Annotated in this window: 16 protein-coding genes; 5 read left to right on the top strand and 11 right to left on the bottom strand. The window is 59.6% G+C overall.

From position 1 onward, the window contains the following. The first annotated feature begins 45 nt into the window (after window positions 1-45). Window positions 46-996 (top strand): NAD(P)-dependent alcohol dehydrogenase, encoded by a 951-nt coding sequence (locus tag ABD815_RS03920; RefSeq protein WP_344843720.1) that lies wholly within the window; start codon window positions 46-48, stop codon window positions 994-996. A 3-nt stretch (window positions 997-999) separates the two neighbouring features. Here the strand turns inward: ABD815_RS03920 and ABD815_RS03915 are convergent, their stop codons facing one another. The 4 genes from ABD815_RS03915 to ABD815_RS03900 form a co-directional block, all read right to left on the bottom strand. Next, entirely contained in the window at window positions 1000-1956 is a 957-nt protein-coding gene (locus ABD815_RS03915) for a calcium/sodium antiporter (RefSeq protein WP_344843718.1), read from the bottom strand. 125 nt (window positions 1957-2081) lie between these two features. Further along, on the bottom strand, window positions 2082-3344 hold the full coding sequence (locus ABD815_RS03910; RefSeq protein WP_344843716.1) for a SulP family inorganic anion transporter: 1263 nt from the start codon (window positions 3342-3344) through the stop codon (window positions 2082-2084). 78 nt (window positions 3345-3422) lie between these two features. Beyond that, window positions 3423-4022, bottom strand: a complete 600-nt coding sequence (pncA, locus tag ABD815_RS03905; protein WP_344843715.1) for a bifunctional nicotinamidase/pyrazinamidase — start codon at window positions 4020-4022, stop codon at window positions 3423-3425. A gap of 87 nt (window positions 4023-4109) precedes the next feature. Beyond that, the gene (locus tag ABD815_RS03900; RefSeq protein WP_344843713.1) at window positions 4110-4448 is read right to left on the bottom strand and encodes an H-NS histone family protein; all 339 of its coding nucleotides are present in this window, start codon (window positions 4446-4448) and stop codon (window positions 4110-4112) included. 122 nt (window positions 4449-4570) lie between these two features. Here ABD815_RS03900 and trhO point away from each other — a divergent pair, with 122 nt between their 5' ends. Then, complete coding sequence (gene trhO, locus ABD815_RS03895; protein ID WP_344843710.1) at window positions 4571-5482, top strand: oxygen-dependent tRNA uridine(34) hydroxylase TrhO; 912 nt, start codon at window positions 4571-4573, stop codon at window positions 5480-5482. 47 nt (window positions 5483-5529) lie between these two features. Here trhO and ABD815_RS03890 read toward each other — a convergent pair whose 3' ends face one another. Genes ABD815_RS03890 through ABD815_RS03875 form a run of 4 tightly spaced genes read right to left on the bottom strand, consistent with a single transcriptional unit; the run spans window position 5530 to window position 9756 of the window. Beyond that, window positions 5530-7389 carry a rhamnan synthesis F family protein gene (locus tag ABD815_RS03890; protein ID WP_344843709.1) on the bottom strand — a complete coding sequence of 620 codons (1860 nt, stop codon included), beginning with the start codon at window positions 7387-7389 and terminating at the stop codon, window positions 5530-5532. Window positions 7390-7432: 43 nt separating this feature from the next. Beyond that, on the bottom strand, window positions 7433-8434 hold the full coding sequence (locus tag ABD815_RS03885) for a hypothetical protein (RefSeq protein WP_344843706.1): 1002 nt from the start codon (window positions 8432-8434) through the stop codon (window positions 7433-7435). A 23-nt stretch (window positions 8435-8457) separates the two neighbouring features. Then, window positions 8458-8604 (bottom strand): hypothetical protein, encoded by a 147-nt coding sequence (locus tag ABD815_RS03880; RefSeq protein ID WP_344843703.1) that lies wholly within the window; start codon window positions 8602-8604, stop codon window positions 8458-8460. Window positions 8605-8652: 48 nt separating this feature from the next. Continuing rightward, window positions 8653-9756 (bottom strand): NAD-dependent epimerase/dehydratase family protein, encoded by a 1104-nt coding sequence (locus tag ABD815_RS03875; protein ID WP_344843701.1) that lies wholly within the window; start codon window positions 9754-9756, stop codon window positions 8653-8655. A 787-nt stretch (window positions 9757-10543) separates the two neighbouring features. Between ABD815_RS03875 and ABD815_RS03870 the strand changes: the two genes are divergently transcribed. Continuing rightward, the gene (locus ABD815_RS03870) at window positions 10544-12871 is read left to right on the top strand and encodes a S8 family serine peptidase (RefSeq protein ID WP_344843699.1); all 2328 of its coding nucleotides are present in this window, start codon (window positions 10544-10546) and stop codon (window positions 12869-12871) included. A 4-nt stretch (window positions 12872-12875) separates the two neighbouring features. Here the strand turns inward: ABD815_RS03870 and ABD815_RS03865 are convergent, their stop codons facing one another. Next, window positions 12876-13571 (bottom strand): ABC transporter ATP-binding protein, encoded by a 696-nt coding sequence (locus tag ABD815_RS03865; RefSeq protein WP_344843697.1) that lies wholly within the window; start codon window positions 13569-13571, stop codon window positions 12876-12878. A gap of 6 nt (window positions 13572-13577) precedes the next feature. Beyond that, entirely contained in the window at window positions 13578-14951 is a 1374-nt protein-coding gene (locus ABD815_RS03860) for a KpsE/RkpR family capsule polysaccharide export protein (protein WP_344843694.1), read from the bottom strand. Between the two features lie 81 nt (window positions 14952-15032). On the opposite strand from ABD815_RS03860, the gene ABD815_RS03855 reads away from it, so the two are divergent. Both ABD815_RS03855 and ABD815_RS03850 read left to right on the top strand, forming a co-directional pair. After that, window positions 15033-15884 (top strand): ABC transporter permease, encoded by an 852-nt coding sequence (locus tag ABD815_RS03855; RefSeq protein WP_344843691.1) that lies wholly within the window; start codon window positions 15033-15035, stop codon window positions 15882-15884. Between the two features lies 1 nt (window position 15885). Further along, window positions 15886-16803 (top strand): glycosyltransferase family 2 protein, encoded by a 918-nt coding sequence (locus ABD815_RS03850; RefSeq protein WP_344843688.1) that lies wholly within the window; start codon window positions 15886-15888, stop codon window positions 16801-16803. An 18-nt stretch (window positions 16804-16821) separates the two neighbouring features. On the opposite strand, the gene ABD815_RS03845 is transcribed toward ABD815_RS03850, so the two are convergent. Continuing rightward, the gene (locus tag ABD815_RS03845) at window positions 16822-20823 is read right to left on the bottom strand and encodes a hypothetical protein (protein ID WP_344843685.1); all 4002 of its coding nucleotides are present in this window, start codon (window positions 20821-20823) and stop codon (window positions 16822-16824) included. Between the last annotated feature and the right edge of the window lie 113 nt (window positions 20824-20936).

The raw sequence follows: 20936 nt of genomic DNA, 5'->3' as shown, positions 1-20936 counted from the left end.
GTCTGTTAAACCAGAGCGGCGCGCGAAGATGCAAGGATTGGTTCGATGAAAGCGGTTGTGCAGAAAGGCTATGGCGGGCTCGGCAATCTGTCGTTGCGCGATATTGCGGTGCCCGAGGCGGGTCGTGGCGAGGTTGCGGTGCGGGTCGAGGCCTGTGGTGCGAATGCGAGCGATTGGGAGTTTGTGACGGGGCGGCCGGGGTATGCGCGCCTTGCCGGTGCGTTTCGCCCGCGCCCGCGTGTGTTGGGCTCTGACGTGGTCGGGGTTGTCGAGGCGGTGGGTGAGGGTGTCGCGTTGCAGGTCGGTCAGCGGGTTGTGGCGGATACTTTTGGCAGTTTCGGTGGATTTGCGTCGATTTGTGTGGCCAAGGCGGATCGGTTTGTGCCGGTGGCGGCCGATATGGATCCCACGGTGGTGGCCTGTTTGCCGCAGTCGGGGACGATTGTGTTGGATGCGTTTTCGGATCGCGTGCGCGCGGGGATGCGGGTTCTGGTCAACGGGGCGGGCGGCGGTTCGGGGCCGATGGCAATTCAATATGCCAAGTCTCTGGGTGCCCATGTCACGGGCGTGGATAATGTCGGCAAGCTGTCGGTGATGGCGGCGGCGGGGGCCGATGAGGTGCGCGATTACGAGGCGTGGGATTTCGCGACCAGCGGCGAGACCTGGGATGTTATCCTCGACATGTACGGCACGCGGCGCCCGCGGGAGTTGGTGCCTGCGCTCGCGGACGGTGGGCGGTATATGATGGTGGGCGGGCCGATGTTGGTTCTGATCCACGTTGCGCTGGCCGGTTTGCGCAAGCGGCGCGATGGCAAGTCGATCGGCGTTCTGGCGGTCAATCAGGGCCCCGACCGGTTGGCCGAATTGATGGGTCTGGCGCGCGACGGGGTGATTTCGCCGGTGATCGGGGAACGTGTGCAGATCGAAGGCGCGATGCAGGCGCTGGCGCGCATGGGCGCGGGGGCTACGCCGGGGAAATTGGTGGTGGTTGCTTAGCGCCTAGCTGTTCAGCACCACGAGGGTGGTTGTGTAGGCGGCGTAGAGGGCGAGGAAGATGATGCCCTCTTTGCGGCTGAGGTGCCATCCGGTGCGCGCAAAGACCAGCATGAGCACCGTGGCCGCGACCATGACCCAGATGTCCATGCGCAGGATTTCTGCGGGCACGGCAATCGGGGTGAGGATCGCCGTGGTGCCCAGAATACCCAGCAGGTTAAAGATGTTGGAGCCGATGATATTGCCGAAGGCGACGTCGCTCTGGCCCCGCTTGGCCGCGATGACGGAGGTGATGAGTTCGGGCAGCGATGTGCCGATGGCGACCACGGTCAGGCCGATCACGGTGTCGGAAATTCCCAAAGTTGTGCTTAGCGAGATCGCGCCTGTCACGAGCAGGCGTGCGGAGATGATTGTCACCGCGAGGCCTGCGATCAGACGGATGATATTGGCGAGGTTGGAGGCGGTTTCGGGGATGGTTGCGGCCTCGTCATCGTAGAGGTCGCCCGCGGGGGTGCGGCTGCGCAGTTCGGCGCGCAGGGTGTAGGCGACATAGGCCACGAGGGCGGCGACAAGCAGCCCCCCTGCCCCGCGCCCGATGAAACCGCCGATCACCAGCGCGAGCGTCAGGACGGTGGCGATGGCGAGCATGGTGCCGTCACGTTTAAAGGCGCGCGCATCGACGGCGATTGGCGCGAGGAGAGCCGAAACCCCCAAGATAAGCAGGATATTGGCGATGTTGGAGCCGACCACATTGCCCACCGCGATCCCGACCGAGCCGCTATAGGCGGCCTGAACGCTGGTCACGAGTTCGGGCATCGAGGTGCCGAAACCCACGAGCGTGAGGCCGATGACGATGGGGGAAATGCCGAAGTGGCGCGCCACGCCAACGGCGCCTGTCACCAGCGCGTTACCCCCCAGAACCAGACCGATAAATCCGAGGGTGACGAGGAGAATGTCGAGCAAGGGGTGTGATCCTATGGGGCCGGTTTTTGGCCGGTCCGGGCCACGGCGCAGGTGCCGTTCGCCAGACCTATGATCGGTGTCGGGGCGCTACAAGTGGGGGGGTGAAAAATCGCGCGCAGGGTTGGCTATTTGTCACGCGGGTCCCAGTCGGGGTCGGGGACGCCGCGTCTTTGCAGGCGCAGGGCGAGGCCGAGGGTGACGCCTGTGCCGATGGCGATGGTGAGGTCGGCGAAGACGGTGAGGAAGAGGGTCAGGCACAGCAGGAGCACGTCGGAGCGGCGGGTTTTGAGGAACTCGGGCCATTTGTCGACCTCGGCCATGTGCCATGCGGTGAGCAGGAGCACGCCTGCGAGTGCGGGCAGGACGAGTTGGGAGGCGAGCGGGGCGGCGACGCTCATCACCACCAATAGGGTGAGGGCGTGGACGATGCCGGCCAGCGGGGTGCGCCCGCCTGCGCGCACGTTGGTGGCGGTGCGCGCGATGGCGCCTGTGACGGGCAGGCCGCCGAACATCGGGGAGGCGATATTGGCGAGGCCCTGGGCGAGGAGTTCGGCGTTGGGGCGGTGGCGGTCGGCGATCATGCGGTCGGCGACGATGGCCGAGAGCAGGGATTCGACGCCCGCGAGGAAGGCGATGATGAGGGCGGAGGGGAAGAGCTCGGCGAGTTTTGCGGGGCTGAGGTCCGGCAGGGTGGGTTTGGGCAGCGCGCCCGAGAGCGGGCCGAAGCGGTCGGCGATGGTGTCCACGGGCAGGTTGAACAGCGGCACGGCGGCCGAGGTCAGGGCGAGTGCGACCACGAGGCCGGGCAGACGCGGGGCGGCGCGGCGCAGCAGGGTGACGAGCAGGATGGTGGCCACGCAGATGGCGAAGGCGGCGAAGGAAAACGACCCTAATCCGGCCCAAAGCGTGGCTATTTTGGGCACGAAGTCGGCGGGCAGGTTGGCGATGCCGAGGCCGAGGGCGTCGTTGAGTTGGGAGGCGGCGATGATGACGGCGATGCCGATGGTAAAGCCGTTGATGACCGCTTCGGGGATGTGGCGGATGAGCGTGCCTGCGCGCAGGGCGGTGGCGATGAGCAGGAGGATGCCGGCCATGAAGGTGGCGGTGATCAGGCCGCTCATGCCGTGCTCTGCGATGACGGAGAAGACGACGACGATGAAGGCGCCTGTGGGGCCGCCGATCTGCACCAGAGAGCCGCCGAAGGCCGAGACGAAGAAGCCGCCGATGATCGCGGTGATGATGCCGGTTTCAGGGGGCGCGCCGGAGGCGATGGCGATGGCGATGGAGAGCGGCAGGGCCACGAGCGCGACGGAGATACCGGCGAGCACATCCCCGCCGAGCGAGGTGCGTGTGGTTTGAGGCAATGTGTTCAGCAGACGTGGGCGCATGATCGTCCCTCGGGAATATGGGGCGACAATGGCGCGGCGGTCTGCGTCAGGCAAGTGGGGTGTGGCGCAAGGGGGGTGTTACGTAATTGTGACCCCTGCCCCCTTCATCGCGTCCATGGCGGCGGCCAGCGATCCGTCCATGTCGATGGCGCGGCAAAGGTCGCTGCGCACGGTGGTGGCAAATCCGAGGGTGGCGGCGTCCACGGCGGAGAAGTTCACGCAGAAATCGGTGGCCAGACCAACCATGGTGAGGGTGTCGATGTCCCGGGTGCGCAGGTAGCCTTCGAGGCCGGTGGGGGTTTTGTGGTCGTTTTCGAAGAAGGCCGAGTAGCTGTCGATGGCGGGGTTGTAGCCTTTGCGGATGATCAGGTCACCGTCGGTGCGCAGGCGGGGGTGGAAGGTGGCGCCGCTGGTGCCTTGGATGCAGTGGTCGGGCCAGAGCACTTGGGGGCCGTAGGGCATTTGCGTCATCGTGAAGGGGTCGGCTTTGTGGGTGGAAGCGAAGGAGGAGTGGCCGGCGGGGTGCCAGTCCTGCGTGAGGATCACGGTTTTGAAGTCCGCCATGAGCGCGTTGATGCCGTCCACGATGTCATCGCCGCCCGACACGGCGAGCGCGCCGCCGGGGCAGAAGTCGTTTTGCACGTCAATGACGAGAAGGGCGTGGGATGTGGGGTGCATGATCTCTCTCCGGTCGCGGTTTGCGCCATGGTGGCGGGGGCGACCGGAGAGGTCAATGTGCGTCGCGCCTGTGGGGGCGCGGGGCGATCAGATCGCGATATCGTCGAGCGTTTTACCGGAGTCCAGCGCGGCGATGACCCAGAGGGGTTTGCGGCCACGGCCGGTCCATGTCTGGGACGCGTCAGCGGGGTTTTTGTATTTGGGGGCGACTTTGCCGCGTGGCTTGGACACACGTTTGGCGGCGCCTTTGGAGATCAATGGCAATACGTCATCAAGAGTGAGTTCGTAATTGGCCAGCACCGCTTTGATTTCTTCGGATGCGGTTTTCAGGTTCTCTTTTGCGAGTTCCTTTTTGCGTTTCTCGATTTGTGCTTCGAGTTTTGTGAGGTCTGAGGTGCTGAGATCTTCGATGTCGATGCTTGCCATTTTTACGTGTTCTCCCGGTTATAAGTGGCCCTGCATAATATGTGATAATCAAACATTCAAATAGATTTTCGAAAACCGCCGAGACTTGCAATTCCCTGCCGAGCGGGAGTAGGAAAGCGCCCATGTTTACAGTCTGTGCACTCTATCATTTCACCCGTTTCGAGGACCCTGCGGCGCTGCGGGGGCCCCTGTTGGAGCTATGCGTTTCCGAGGGGATTACCGGAACTCTTTTGCTCGCGCGCGAGGGGATCAACGGGACGGTTGCGGGGCCGACTGCGGCGTCGATCGACAAATTGGTGAGTTACATCAATGGGCTGCCGGGGTGCGACGGGTTTGATTACAAACTGTCGAGCGCGGTCGAGCCGCCGTTTATCCGCATGAAGGTCCGGTTGAAGAAAGAGATCGTCACCATGGGACAGCCGGATGTCGATCCGCTGGCCGCCGTGGGACATTACTGCACGCCGCAGGAATGGAACGATCTGATCGCCGCCGAAGACGTGGCGATCATCGACACGCGCAACGACTACGAGGTCGAGATCGGCACCTTCAAGGGGGCGATTGATCCCAATACCAAGAGTTTCGGCGAATTTCCGCAATGGTGGGAAGAAAATAAAGACCGGTTTCACAACAAGCGTATTGCGATGTTTTGCACCGGCGGTATCCGGTGTGAAAAGTCGACAAATTACCTGCTCGGGCAGGGGATTGAAAACGTTTACCATTTAAAGGGCGGCATTCTTAAATACCTCGAAGAAATGCCCGAAGAGAAAAGCCTTTGGGAAGGTGAGTGCTTTGTTTTTGACGGGCGCGTGTCGATTGGCCACGGTTTGCAAGAGGGGCCGCATGAATTGTGCCACGCCTGCCGCCGCCCGATCCTGCCCGAGGACAAGGCGCGCCCAGAGTTCGAGCAGGGTGTGTCCTGTCACCGCTGCATCGACGAGGTGAGCGAAGAGCGCCGCGCGGGGTTCCGCGAGCGCGAGAAGCAGATCGCACTGGCCAAGAAGCGCGGCGAAGTGCACATGGGGCGTCAGGAGTGATCTTCTAGATCACCCCCGAGCTATTACCCGATTTTTCGAAAGGCGGTTTAGCCGCGCAGCACCCACTGCACGGCGTTTTTGAACGGGCGCAGCATGTTGCGGGAGGCCGGATAGCGGGTCAGCACCGCGCCGTATTTTTGCTGCAACCCGCGATAAATCCGCGAGCGCAGGGTCGAATTGTTCATTTCGAGCTGGCGCACCTGTTCGAGGATACTGCCGGAGTTTGTCAGCGAGGCCAGACGTTGGAGTTTATACTCCAGTTTGGCGTAGCTGCGTGCGGCCAGTCGTGGTGACATCACCGACATCACGCGATACCCGCGGTCCTGAACACAATAGCCGATCAGGCGCTCCTGAATGTGCGCAAGGCCTCCGTCCAAATGGTGCGGCTCTGGGTTGTAGTCTTCCCATTTCCATTTCCATTCGAACATTTTTCGCAGCGCATCTGTACGGAACCAATACATTGTGCCGTAGGCCGTCACCGGCGTGTGATCATCAAATGGCACACGCAGCCCCATGTCGGTTGCGATACGTTGCAAACTCGGGCGGTTGTTGAACCAGGAGTGGCCCAAAGTTCCAAAGCCGATATGAATGACCGGCGGGATTACGAGACCAATGTCCGGTTCGCGCTCCATCATATCGAGGAGATTGCGAACATAGTTCGGTGAAGACACGAGATTCTCGAAGAGGTGTTCTTTGAAGCTCTCGCCAACCTGGCGCGACACCTGTGGAGTTCGTTTTGAGTGCAAACGCAATGCGACCGAGTACTTTTCCGAGAGGATCACATCGCGGAAAGTGATGAAGAGCGAGGACATGTCGCGCCCTCTGTTCTGCTCCACCACACGCACGGTTGTTTCTTCTGCGGGAAAGCCTTTTTCGGCCAGAAAGGTTTCAATTCGCTTTTTGTTATCTGCGGTTGCCGTCGTCAGGAACAGGTGGATGTCCATAGGGAGGCGTTCAATGAGTTCCCAAAACTCCGGCATCATCTCCGCATAAAAGGCGTGGATGAACACTGCCACTCGTCCGAATTCCCATTCGGATTTTTCACCGTCATAGTGTTCTGGCAAAAATTCGTACTGATCCGCAATCGTATTGAAATGGCGCATTTGAAGTCGGCGCGTCGCGAAACTGATTACGCTACGATAGAGTTCCGGGTTTTTGACGCGAAGGAGATCCAATGCCTTGCGCAGATCGATTGCGTTCAGGTCATTTAGAAGTGGGTCGATAAACAGAATCGAGGTCGGAAAACATGGTGCCCCAAATTGCACCAGTTTGTGCACCTCAAAATTGCGTGGGTCAGTTGTCGAAAGGGTCGAGTCCTCAAGCGCATATTGCACCTTAAGGCCTTCGGATCGGAGAAAGTCCGAAAAAGGAATGAGGCCCTTGGTCACCTCGTCCCAATATTCTTCTATTTCGGGCAGATCGCGCCAGAAGCTCCAGAACCCGTCCATGGTCAGAAGTGTTGGAGAAAAGGCCGAAAAATCGAGATAGGCGAAACGTGAAGGGATTTTTTTATCGGTAAGGCGCACATCCAGGTCAGCATTGTGCCAATAGGGCGAGAAGAGGTGCACATCGTTTTCTTCCATTTCCCAAATGCGGGAATCAATACCGTCAATCGGCCCGAAAACATGGCTACCGGTAACGATTACAGGGCCCCAACTTTCAGATGTTTCACGCAAATCGAGCAATCCGCGACGGTATCCGGAGAGAATTGTTGGCTTTCGGTCGAATGCGATCACGCGGTCAGGACCGATATGATCGAGTGCACCATCGGTTGCATCGAGAAACGCACTGTTTGTTACGACAACCAACCAGTCGACTTTTTCGCGTAGCTTTTGGACCGCGTACTTTACGTGCGGGTCGTCATGCATTTCGAATTGGATAACGTATATGGCTGCGCTTTTCCGCATTAGATTTTTATCTCGTTTCTTAGGTGCACGTTAGATGAGAGATTCAGCTTTTCACTCGTGTGAAATAGCTTTCAGCGGCATTTTTTATGACTTCATTACTCATCATTTGAAATTCGCTGTAATAGACGTATTTCTGTTGTTCGGTTTTGAACAACTCGTCATCGCCTATATCCAAGGTCCAGTTTTCCGCCAGTTTTGTTCGCAGCATCGTGGAGAGCCGTCTTTTGTAGAATAGATTGGGCTCAAACGTAATTTCTCGTCGCGCGTCTTTCCCGTTTACGCGCACAAGTTCGACCAGTTGCTGGCGTTCTTTGGGTGACGTGTTTGAAATGAAACGATGGCGCAGCGCGGAGCCCACATATTTGTTGGGGCCCGCTTCCATCAAGGTCAGAAGTCGCAAGAACTCTGTCAATTCAATAGGAAACGACGTGTTCTTCGGCTTATCCGACACAAATTCCATATCTTCGATTTTGAGTACGGATTTGCAGATGTTCTCGTAAATGTCGATGCCTCGGTCACGCAGCGTATTGAAGGGCACTGCATGCACCTTAACACGTGGAGAGCGCAGTAGAGGCGCCAGATCCAGCATCGGATTCAGGATGCGTGACGCCATTGGGTCATTGAAATGCTCGCTAAACCTCTCAGGCAGCCCCGCAGGGTAACCCTGTTTGATTTCTTCTGCCCAGTAGGAATTGAAAATATCGATGGGATCGCGCACCACGTAGACCACATCGATAACGTCGCGGCCGAGTGCATCGGCGAGCCACTCAAATTTGCGCAATCGCCAGCGGCAGAAACCTTCTGCCGAAAACAGAAGGTTTTGGTCAGTGGACTGACCAAGTGCTACCAGGTCCGGGTGTTGTGCGGACTCCGGTGTCAGATAGGCACCGGAGTTGTGAGCTAGATCGTGGTGCGCGGGTAGTCCTAGCGTTCCCAGCTCAGGGTAAATCCAGCCAGCCTTCTCGAGCGCCTTACGGTCGCGGTGAAGGTTCTGTTGAATATAGGTACTGGCCGTTTTGTGTGGGCCCACATGAAGGACAAGCATTCGGTCTCCAATTCCTTAAAAGTTCAGGACTCTTTTTGGGCCGACAGTTTGGTTTTCAACTCTTCACGTTCGGCACGCAAAGCTGTCAGTTCGTCCTGAACAATTGCGATACGCTGCTGCACATAGATCATACGACGACGCTCGTTAAGGGTGGAATCGGTGTCAGACATTGGTTTTTCTCCTATGGGTTGCAAAGTTGTGGCGTAGGTACGCCGAGTTTAGCCGGCAGTTGTTTCATGAAATTGCTGGCTGGACCAAAGCACGAGTTTCTCCAGACCTTCTTTGAGGTCCATTGCTGGTTCCCATTTCAAAAGTTCGGCTGCCCGTGAGATGTCGGCGACGCCGTAGCGGATGTCGCCGGGGCGGAAGGCGCCTGTGATTCGCAACTTATCAGGGCTCTCCCCGAAGGCCACCAGCATCATGCGGGCCACGTCGAGGATGCTTGCGCCGGAGCCTGCGCCGATGTCGACGATGCCTTTGGGCATCTGGTCGGCGGCTGCCATCATCTGGAAGGCGCGGGCCACGTCGTCGACGAGCACGAAGTCACGGGTTATGACGCCGTCTTCGTAGATTTCGAGTGTTTTGCCTTCCTGGATCTGGCGCGCGAAGATCGACAACACGCCGGTGTAGGGGTTGTTGAGCGACTGGCCGGGTCCGTAGACGTTTTGCAGGCGCAGGATGCCGACCTCGACATCGGTGCCCCAGAACGCCTGTGTGAGCAGGTATTCCTGCATCAGTTTGCTGGAGGCGTAGATGGACGCGGGGGCGACGGGACAGGATGCGGCGGCGGTCGGCACGGGCGTGAGCGAGCGGCCGTGGCGGTCTTTGGGGGCGAAGTCGCCGTTTTTGAGATCGGCGGGATCGCGTTCGAGCGCGGCGGCGGGCAGGCCGTCGGCGTCCACGCAGGCGCCTTCGCCGTAGACCGAGCGCGAGCCTGCCACGATGACGCGTTCGACGCCGCCGGTGGCGCGGATCGCTTCGATCAGGGTGGTGGTGCCGATGACGTTGACGTTGCAATAGCGGGTGGGCAGGTCAAAGGACTGGCCGGTGCCGGTTTCGGCGGCGAGGTGGAAGACGATGTGGGGCTGCGCGGCCTTCATCGCGGCCTGTAGTGCGGCGGCGTCACAAACGTCGGCTTCAACAACGGTAATTCCATCAACGTTCAGCGAGGCGCGGTTGTCGGGGTTTCCCTCATGTGCCTGCGGGTGGAAGTTGTCCAGAACGGTTACCTGCGCGCCGTCAGCGATCAGACGCAATGCGAGACGGGACCCGATAAAACCAGCGCCACCAGTGATGAAGATACGTTTGTCAGAGATACTCATTTTTTCCTTCGCCAGGCCTCTAACGAGGCCACCAATCCTTAGTTTGTCATCAGGCCCAATTCAATTGAGCCCTATTCATTGTTGCGATGAACGTCGACAGGCCAAATTGACCATCTGCATTCATCGGTGGTTATCGGCGGTTAGTTGCCATCGCAGGGGACTGCTGCCTTTGCCGTATTTTGTTGCGCGCCGAAATTTTGGTCCCTTGCGGGGGGCCGATCGGCCAGTCGGGGCCGGAAAATTTCGCAAGTGGCGCGCGGTGTGTCGTCATTTCAGTGTTCGGCTGACCCGTCTTTGTGGCGGGCCGCGTTTGATGTCTGTCGGCTCTTAGCACTGTGAATCGCCGTGTTTGGCGGGGAAATTCGGGCGGCATGCGTCAGTTATGGCGGGGCGGAGTGGCCTATAGCCTACCTAGCAAGGCGTCAGCTAGACCGCGTCAAATCCGTGGTGAACAGTGACGTTACGTCACTAAGTTCGAGGGTCGCGCGCAGGGCGGTAGATTGCTTTGCAAATGCGCAGGGCGAGCGGCAAAAAACTGTGCGCAAATCGATGGTAACGGAAAGATTGGTTGCCTCCAAAGCTGCAAAGACAGATACTCTGCGCGAAATGGCCGCCCTGTTTTAGGACAGGTGGCGGTGGAATTATTCGACGCGCAGGCGGAGGAATACACGATCGCAATGCGCTGAATACACATCGAATAAGTCGGATGTGCCCCACATTTGCCCTATTTTAACCACGGAATTTCGCGACATATGTCCGAATGCCCACAAGCCTGATGAGTTGACCCATGTTTAACGATCCCCTCTATGCGAACCAATGGCATTTTAGCCTGATCGGCGACATCGAAGCGATCTGGGCGGAGTTTCGCGGCGCGGGCGTGACGGTCGGGGTCTATGACACGGGCGTTGCGGTTGATCATGCCGATCTCGATGACAACTATCTCGCCGCGCTCGAGCTGGATCTGGGCGGGTCGATTGATACGGCGACCTACCAGACGGTTGCGGATGGGCACGGCACCTCGGTGGCGGGGCTTATCGGCGCGGAGGCGGACAACGGGCTCGGGGGGGTCGGTGTTGCCAACCTTTCGAGCATTACCTCGGTCAACTTTCTCGAAACGGCATATGACTACGGGTATTCTGCGGTTTCGCAGGCCTTGGAGCATATGGAAGTGTTCGACGTCGTCTCCAACAGTTGGGGGTTTTTCCCGGCTTTTGCCGATGAGAACAATGCGTCTTCTTCCGGGTCGTCGGCCGAGTTCTTTTCGGAGTATTTCGACCTCGCGGCCTTGAACGGGCGTGACGGATTGGGGTCGATCATCGTGCAGGCGTCGGGCAACTGGGCGTCCAATGCGGCGGCGACCGGTGCCCCGAATTCGCGCCATGTGATCGCGGTTGCGGCCACGGATGGCTATGGCGATGCGACGTCCTATTCGAATTTCGGGTCCTCTGTCTTTATCGCCTCTCCTGCGGCTTCGGTGACCACCGATCTGCCCGGCGCGGCGGGTTTGGATGCCGGGGATTACACGGAGATCTTCGGCGGCACCTCGGCGGCGACACCGATTGTGTCGGGCGTTGTGGCGTTGATGTTGGATGCCAATCCCGATTTGGGGTGGCGTGATGTACAGGAAATTCTCGCGCTGTCGGCGTCACATACCGGGTCGGATTATGGTGCGGCTGCGAGCGGTAACGAGGTCGGCGAATGGGCGATCAACGGGGCGAACAACTGGAATGGCTCCGGCCTGACGCATCACGCGTCCTACGGGTTCGGCATGGTCAATGCTTTTGGTGCCGTTCGTATGGCCGAGGCGTGGTCGATTTTCTCGCCGGTTGCCGCGACATCCGCCAATGAGATGACGGTGAGCAAGGTTGCGTTTTCCGGCTCGCAAACGATCGCGCAGGGCACGGAGGCCAATCCGGCGACGACGGTGTTTACCTTTGACGTCACAGAGCAGATGGAGGTCGAGCACATCACCTTCTCGCTCGACGTCATGCACAATGATTTTTCGCAGCTCTCGATTGCCTTGGTCGATCCGGACGGCAACCATTTGCCGGCGTTCTATATGGAGTCCGAGGGTGGCGCGGGATTGGTTCCAGAGTCCAACACGCTCGAGTTTTCCTTCGGGATCAACAGCGCGCTCGGGACCTTGTCGAGCGGCGAATGGGCGGTCGAGTTCACCGATACCACGGCGGGCGATGTGGCCGCGGGGCAGGTTTATGACCTCGGCGTGACGTTTGAAGGCGGCGCGTACAGTGCGGACAGCGTGTATCATTACACGCCGGATTTGGCGGACTTGATCGCGCTAGATCCGGCGAACCGCAAAACACTGCAGGATCTAGATGGCGGCACGGATTGGGTTAATTTCGCAGCGTTCTCCGATAATGTAGAGGTCGTGCTGACCAATCAGCGTGTTCACATCGGCGGTAAGAAATTGCTTGATGTAGACGCGTCTTCGGATTTCGAAGGTTTCGTTTTCGGTGACGGCAATGATCGTTTTGTTGGCACATCTTCAGATGAGACCGTTTACGGCATGCGGGGCAACGATTTGATCGTTCTTTCCAGCGGTAATGACACGGCCATGGGCGGTGCAGGCGACGACCGTCTCTATGGTCAAGACGGTGAAGATTGGCTCTATGGCGGCGCGGGCAACGACGAGTTGATCGGCGGCAGCGATAAGGATTACCTTTATGGCGAGACCGGAAATGACCTTTTGTTCGGTAGAAACGGTGGCGACCTGATTATCGGCTTTGACGGCGACGACACCCTCTACGGGGAAGGTTACAACGACTACATTTCTGGTGGCAAGGGGAAGGACTGGATCGAAGGGGGTTCAGGATCCGATGTCATGCGCGGAGATGGCGGAAGAGACACCTTTGTGTTTGCAAGCTATGCAGGTCGAAACGACGACAAGATACTTGATTTCAAAATTGGAACTGACCAAATCGCGATGATGGGTGAGCCATGGGACGCGCCGGCAGAGACTGCTGCGGATATCATTTCTGCATACGCAAGCGTCATCGATGGGAACACCATTTTTGACTTCGGCTCACACGGTTCGCTGACGGTCATCGGCATCAACGATGCAGCGCTTCTGACCGACAGCATCCTGTTCGTGTAAACGCTCAGCCTTTGCCGCGCGCGACGTTGTCTTCGACGCGGCTGAGGTTTTGTTGGTTCCACCGGTGATGATGTAGCGCTTCTTTTATGTCGTCGTAGTAATAGAGGTGGCCGCCTTCGATCACCGCGCCCGCGTCGCAGAGATCGAGTATCATTCGGTTGGAGTGCGACACAAAAACCGCCGAGGCCGCGGAAAGGCGTTCGCGGAACACAGCCTGCGATTTACGTTTGAATTCCTCATCGCCCACGGCCGTGACTTCGTCCACCAGATAGGTGTCAAATCCGATGCCCATGGCGGTGCCAAATACCAGTCGTGATTTCATGCCCGATGAGTAGGTGCGCAGCGGATGGTGGAAGCTTTGGCCGAGTTCGGCAAAGTCCTCAACGAAGTCGGTCAGCTCATCCGTGTCCACGCCATAAGTGCGCGCAATAAAGCGGATGTTTTGCGCGCCGGTCAGTTCGGGGTGAAAGCTGCCGCCAAATCCGATAGGCCACGAGATGGTGCCTGTGGAGTGGATATCCCCCGAATCCGGCTGGATTGTGCCCGCGATCATTTTCAGGAGCGTTGATTTGCCCGCCCCGTTGCGCCCCAGAAGGCCCACGGTCACGCCGGTCGGGAAGACCGCGTTCAGGCCCGCCGCGACCACGGTGCGATCGCGGCCATAGCGGTAGGTTTTCCAAAGGTCCTGAAGGTGGATCATGGCGGGTTAGCGTCGGTCGCGCACGGCGTAATACATCAGCGCGCCGGTCGCCCAGATCAGGAGCGCGAAGACCGCGGTGAGCGCGAGCAGGCGGGCGCGTTTGGGATGGGTCGAGCGTTCGGCCTGAGTGGGCGCGATGAAGGTGGCGAGGTAGCGGCTTTGACGGCCTGCCTCGGCCTGCGCGCTATCGAAGGCGGCGAGGGCGGAGATATAGGATTGCTCGGCGAATTCGCGTTCGACGCTGAGCCCTTCGTATTCGGAGATCAGTTCGGAGAAGGCGCCGCCGTCTTCGTCGGTGCCTGCGCCGAATTTGGAGCGTTCCTGGCGGATACGGTCGCGGATCACGTCGATGCGTTGGCGCAGCGGTTGGATGCGCGGGTCGTTTTCGCGGTTGGTGGAGGCCGCGAGCAGATCGTATTCGATGAGCGTTTCGGCGAGTTGTTGTTGCAGCGTTGTGATCAGGCTGTTTTGCGAGGCGATGTCGGCGTTCGGGTCGACGATCTGGTTTTCATTGCGAAACGCCAGAACGGAGCGGCGCGACTCTTTGAGCCGCTCGAGCGCCTTTTCGAGTTCTTCGCGCGCGTAGCGGGTCGAATCCGCGCGGGCCTGCGCGTTGAGTTCATTGACGAGGGTGCTCGATAGGGCGAGCAGTTCATTTGCGATCAGGGTGGCGTCCTCGGCGGAGAAGGCGTTGACCTGCAATTCCATCAGACCGGAGCCTTCGTCGTAGTAGACTTTGACCATGCGCTGCCAGTGCTCGGTGAGGTCCTCGATCGTGCCGGCGGGGTCAAAGCCGAAGTAGAAATCGCGTTCCGGTTTGGAGAACAGCGAGCGCAGGTCGATGCGTTCGTCGAGGTCTTCGACGAGGGTTTGCGAGCGCAGGTAGCTGAACAAAATGTCGCTGTCGGAGGCTTTTCCACCGCTCAGTGAGGTGAAGCCGGACAGCAGATCAGAGGAGGATGCGACGTCTTCGGTGCGCACGGTAAACCCGACGCGCGAGACGAATTGATCGGAGGCCAGCGTGTAGAGATACCACGCCGAGAGCGCGACGGGCAGCAGGACGAAGGCCACGAAACTCGCCATCAGGGTGACGTGACGGCGGCGCAGGCGGGCGGGTGCCGCGACGGGTTTCATGCGGTCGCGGTTGGGGCCTTTGAAATCCTTGGTAGGTGCGTGTTTTTTCGCGCCGCCGGCTTTTGCCGCTGCGCCGGTCGTGTCGGCAGGGACCTTTTCGGGGGTATCTTGCATATCGGTCTCCGCCGTTTCGCCCGCGGATTTCACCCGCGCACGGTGCGCTTCCTGGCGGCGACGGCGCTCTTGCATTTCTTGCTCGTAGGGCGTCAGGGGCGGCCCGTCCGTGGGGTCGGCTTTGGCGGACATTTATACTAACTCGTTGCCTGGACCCTTGTGTATCTATATCAGTTGGCACGGGTTCAAAAGAACAAAGTCACGACGGACGGCATGGACGACCAGGACGCGGCCCAAGGCGCAGCACCGAGAAAACCCCTACGGGCGGTGACCCCGCAGCCGGTTGCAGGGCGCTCAATGCTGCGCTCTCTGGTGCGCGCGACGTCGGCGTTGCTGATCCGTGAAATGGCGACGACCTACGGGAAATCGCGCCTCGCCTATCTCTACGCTATCGTTACGCCGGTCATGGGTATCATATTGATGTCGGTGGTGTTTTCGCTCGCGCTGCGCTCGCCGCCCTTGGGGACGAGCTTTGCCCTGTTCTATGCGACGGGGCTGTTTCCCTACACGATCTACCGTGAGGTCGAGTCGAAAATCACCGGTTCGTTGAAGTATTCGCGCCAGCTTTTGAGCTATCCGTCTGTGACCTATGTTGATGCGCTTTTGGCGCGTTTTATCCTGACGGCGTTGACGCAGGTGATCATCTTTTCGGTGGTGATCGGGGTTCTGGTTATGGCCTCGCAGACCAATTCTGTGTTCCGCCCCGTGGAGGTTCTGGCGGGGATTTCGGCGGCGGCGGTTTTGGGGTTGGGGGTCGGTGCGCTGGCCTGTGCGCTATCGACCGCATCGCCGCTGTTCGAGCAATTCTGGAACGCGGTCAACCGCCCGTTGGTGTTCATTTCGGGCGTGCTGTTTCTGCACGAAGCCGTTCCCCAGCCCTATCGCGCATGGTTGGAATACAATCCCATCGTGCATGTGGTCGGGCAAATGCGCAAAGGGTTCTACAACAGTTATCGCGGCGATTATGTGGACCTGACCTATGTCTATCTCTTCGCGCTGGTGTGCCTTGTGACGGGGTTGATTTTGCTCAACCGCTATTACCGCGATCTGATGGAGAACCTGTAGCATGGCGCAGGGCCGCTCGGTCGCGATCCTGTTGGCGAGCTACAATGGCGCGCGTTTTATCGGCGAACAGCTACGGTCCATCGCGGCGCAGACCCACAAAGACTGGGCCCTCTGGGTGAGCGATGACGGATCCACCGATGGCACCCGCGCGATTGTGGAACATTTTGCAGAGGCCCATCCCGGGCAGGTGCATTTGGTGGACGGTCCGCGACGGGGCACATCGGCGGCAAATTTCCTGTCGCTTTGTGCGCGGCCCGAAATCGACGCGGATTATTTTGCGTTTTGCGATCAGGACGATGTGTGGATGCCCGATCATCTGGCGGTGCGATTGGCGCAGTTGGCAGAGGGGGCGGCTCTGGTTGGCGGGCGGACCGCCTATGTGGGCGAAGACGGGGCGCCCTTGGGCACCTCGTCGCATTTCCGCAAATCGCCGTCTTTCGAGAATGCTTTGGTGCAGAGCCTCGCGGGCGGCAATACCATGGTCTTTGATCGACGGTTGCGTGATCTATTGGCGCTTACGCCAAAGAAACGGCTGCCCGCCGTGCATGATTGGTGGGCCTATCAGATCGCCACGGGCGCGGGACTGCCGGTGATTTATGATCCCGAACCCTGTCTGCACTATCGCCAGCACGGGCAAAACCTGATCGGGTCGAACACCGGATTCAAGGCGAAGATGGCGCGGATCAGAGGGCTGTTCACCGGACGGTTTGCGGGATGGAATGATGAGAACACCGTGGCTCTGGAGGCGATGCGCCCCCATTTGACGCCCGAGGCCTGCGCGACCTTCGACCGGTTCGTCGCGGCGCGCGCGGCGCGCGGGGTGAAGGCATTGGGCGCGGTGCGGGCGGCGGGGTTGGTTCGCCAATCTCGGATCGGCACGGTGTCGCTCTATCTCGCGGCGGCATTGGGGCGCATTTAACGGGCTATGCGCGGCGGTTCAGGCGAAGGAGATTGACGCCTCGATCGAGGAGAAACCCGTCACTCCGACCAGAGTAATGACACCGAGCGAACCGAGATCGATGATAAGGCCAGCGTCTGTGTCAGTCGCGCTCGCTCGTAGTATGTCGATATCGGTGGCATGATTTCCGCTCGCCCATGAGGACGCAAAAACGAGGTCGTCCATGGCCGGATCAAAGTCCATCACGGTGTCGCGGCCGCGTTCAAAAACAAACGTGTCATTGCCCGCTCCACCAGTGAGCGTATTTGTGCCGCCACCGCCTGCCAGGCGGTCGTTGCCTGCGCCGCTGTCTATGACATCGCGACCACCGAGGGTCGAGATCGTGTCGTTGCCATCTCCGCCAGTGACGGTGTTTGCGGCGTTTGAGCCCACGATGACATCATCAAAGTTTGTACCGTCTATGTTTTCGATCGAGTAGAATAGATCCTGTGCGGCTGCACCGGCGTTCAAACTATTATCGCCCAGCCAGATCGTCACTCCCTCTGTGGCCGTTAGGAAGGACATCGTATCGGAGCCGTCACCGCCGTAATATGAGTCGTATCCATCAGAATGGAAGAAGAAATCGTTGCCGCCATACCCACAGATATGGTCGTTTCCTGCGCCGTCAACGATTGCATTGCTAACGTCGTCTCCTAGGATCAAGTCGTCAAAAGAGGTGCCCGTTATGTCCTCAATGGAGTACAACTCGTATCCCGAGGCCGCTCCGCTATTCCTATCGGTTTCGAGTAGGCGAATTATGATACCCGTATTTGCGTCGGCAAACGTCAAATGGTCCCTGCCACCCCCCCCATAGATGGTATCCGCGCCTTCGGAAGAGATAAACGTATCGGCTCCGCCATAGCCACAAAGTCGGTCATTACCCGCGCCGCCGTAAAACGTATTATTCCCGGCCGTTCCAACGAGCACGTCGTCGAATGCGGAGCCAATAAGATCCTCTATCAAAATCAGTGTGTCACCCGAGGCGCTTCCGCCATTTCGCTCAGGCTCGTCCAGATAAACAACGGCGCGTTCGGTGGCCTTGGAGTAATCCATCGTGTCGGTACCTGAGCCTCCGTGGAGGTAGTCGGCCCCATTGGACCACATAAATGTGTCTTTTCCTGCGTACCCGTAAACGACGTCGTCGCCTGACCCGTCGATCATGATATTTGCGCCATCCGTGCCCAGTAGGCGGTCGTCGAAGTCCGTGCCTTCTAGATTTTCGATGGAGTAGAGTTCATCGCCCGCTGCTTCTCCTGCATTGCGGACCGGATCGGCCAGCCAAACTCGAACAGCGCCATTTGCGGAAGCGTAGCTCATGGAGTCAGAGCCCGAACCACCATTAATGTAATCGGCGCCTGCCGAGTATTCGAATCTATCGTCGCCGTCGCGTCCGAAGAGGCGATCGTCACCTGCGCCACCAAAGATAAAATTATCGTTGTCAGAACCTATAATAACGTCGTCAAAGGTGGTGCCGATGACGTTCTCAATACTCGAAAAGGTGTCACCTGCGGCCGCGCCGAAATTCGAGTCGGGCACAAAGAGGTTGAGTGTTATTCGCAGAGCCGCACTCGAGTAGTCGACTGTGTCCATGCCTGCACCACCGTCGAGGATGTTTGAACCGGTGCCGCCGATGATCCAGTCGTCGCCGTCGTCGCCATAGATCACATCGTCGCCTTCCATGCCGGATAGGTAGTCGTTGCCCGCGCCGCCGTGGAGTTCGTTGGCGGCGGATGAGCCGGAGAGGTGGTCGGCGAAGGCGGTGCCGATCAGGTTTTCGATGGAGATCAGGGTTTCGCCGAGCGCCGCGCCATCGGTGCCCTGACCGTCGGCGAGGTCGACGTCGACGAATTCGGATTCTTCGGAGTAGTCGACGGTGTCGCGGCCCGTGCCGCCATCGTAGAAATCGACGCCGTTGCTGCCTGTGAACGTGTCGTTGCCTGCGTCGCCATACATGATGTCGTCGTCGCTGCCACCGTGCAGGGTGTCATTGCCATCGCCGCCGTGGAGTACATCGTCTTTGGTGCCGCCATCGAGGACGTCGTCGCCTGCATCGCCGTAGAGCGTGTCGCGGCCGTGGCCGCCTAAGAGGGTGTCGTTGCCGTCGCCACCGCGCAGCAGATCATTGTTGCGCCCACCGTTCAAATAATCGTCGCCGCCACGGCCCTCTGCGATGTCGCTCCCGTCGCCGAGATTGACGTGGTTGGCGTCATCATCACCGTAGAATTCGTCGGCGAGGTCGGAGGTGATGAAGGCTTCGATGCCGTCAAAGTGGCTGGCGAAGGCGTCGCCGGTGTTGAGCTGTGCGGCGAGCAGGTCGATTGTGACGCCGCGCTGCGACCACGAGAAGTCGACGGTGTCGTGCCCTGCCCCGCCCACATAGCTGTCCGCGCCGCCCATGCCGACGAGAATGTCGTCGCCATCCCATGCCTCGAACAGATCGCCCGCGCCCGATCCGGTCAGGATGTCGTTGCCAGTGGTGCCGGTGAAAACTTCGCCCGGCGCGCTGGCGCCTTCCGTGATGTGCGAAAGGGGGAGGTCGATGCGGGCGCGCAGTTGGTCGGGGAGGATCGGGTATCCTGTGTCGCTATGGATTTCGATTGTCTCGTCGCCATAGGTGACGCGCGCGCCTGTGGCGGTGGGGATGATGTTGAGTTGGTCCACGGAGCGCAGGAGCGGGAAAGCCGACAGGTCGAGGCGGTCCTGCGTGATGGAAAAATCGGTGATCGTGTCGGTTTTGCCGTCCGCGTTGAACACGAAACGATCCGCGCCGGCGCCGCCGGTCATGCTGTCGGCGCCGGTGCCGTCGACGAGGATGTCATCGCCTGAAAGGCCGAGCAGGTTGTCACCCCCGCCTGCGCCAAAAATCGTGTCCGACAGGGCCGAGCCGATCAGGGTTTCACCGGCCTGCGTGCCCGTCACCAAAGTGCCGAGCGTGTCGGTCGGAATGGTCAGGCGGGTCACGCCGACCTCTGTTTCGGAAGCCACGAAGACGTTGATCTGGCCATTGGCCTCGGTCACCACGAGGGCGGAGACGTTGTCGAGCGTCATTGCATTGGTGTCGGCGATCGAGCCGTGGGTGATCAGGTGTCCGTCAGGGAGGACCTCCAACAGGGTCAGACCATCCGCGCCGCCGCCCACGATGACGAAGTGGTGCCCTTTGACCTCGATCTGCTCCATGACGGTGAGTTGGTGCAGGCGGGTGGCGGTGCTGCCGATGGCGTGGTCGACGAGGTTCATCGCGCCGTCGGCGTCTATGCCGAGGACGGTGAGGGAGTCGCTCTCCTGACCGGCAACGAGCAGGTAGGTTTGATCCCCGATGGTCACGGTTTGCATGTCGACAGGGGTATTGAGGCCGAGTTGGTAATTCGCGCCGTATTCGGAGGTGCGCAGCAGCGTGCCATCGTCGGAGAGCCGGTAGAGTGTGACGCTGTTGTCCACGCGCGAGGCGAGGGCGACGTAGGTTTGGCCGCCCTGCGTGAAGGTGGTGATCGTGCTGTCGGCGAGCCCCGTTGCGGGCAGCGAGCCGATTTGGGTCAGGGAGGTGCCGGTGTCGGTGCGGTAGACGCCGATTTCGTCGCTGTCGCGCAGCACGCCGATGGCGAGGGAGCTGCCGGTTGCGGTTTCGCTAAAGGCGAGGGTGGTGAAGGCGGGGGCATTGTCGAGCGTGCGGTGATAGCCGCCGATGCCGCCGTCAGCGCGCAGGACGTAAAAGCCGAAGGAGAGTGACGTGGATCCGGTCGGCGCGAGCACCAGCGTGCCGTCGAGGTCAGCGATCGCCATGCCCGAGACGTCACCGTTGTAGGAGGTGACCGAGCGGTCGTTGATGTGGGTGAGGGTGTTGAAATCGGCGGAGAGGCTGAAGGATGCGACCAGATCATGGGCCGTGTTCACGGCATAGAGGTAGGTGACCCCGTTTACCTCAACGGTCTGCAGGTCGGAGATGCCTTCGAAAAGGATATCATCCGACGCCCCGTATTTTGATCCATATAGAAAAGAGACCATGTCCCACCACCGCTCGAAACCCTCGGTGACGGTAGGGGGTCAGGCGTTAACGGGTTTTTGCCGGAATGCGGCATCCGTGTGGTAGATCGTTAAGGTTTTAGGACGATGCGATT

The organism is Celeribacter arenosi, from assembly GCF_039539485.1.
In the GTDB taxonomy this organism is placed as follows: Bacteria; Pseudomonadota; Alphaproteobacteria; order Rhodobacterales; family Rhodobacteraceae; genus Celeribacter; species Celeribacter arenosi.
Note: the sequence above shows the minus strand (reverse complement) of the source record. Positions and strands in the feature narration are given on the sequence as shown.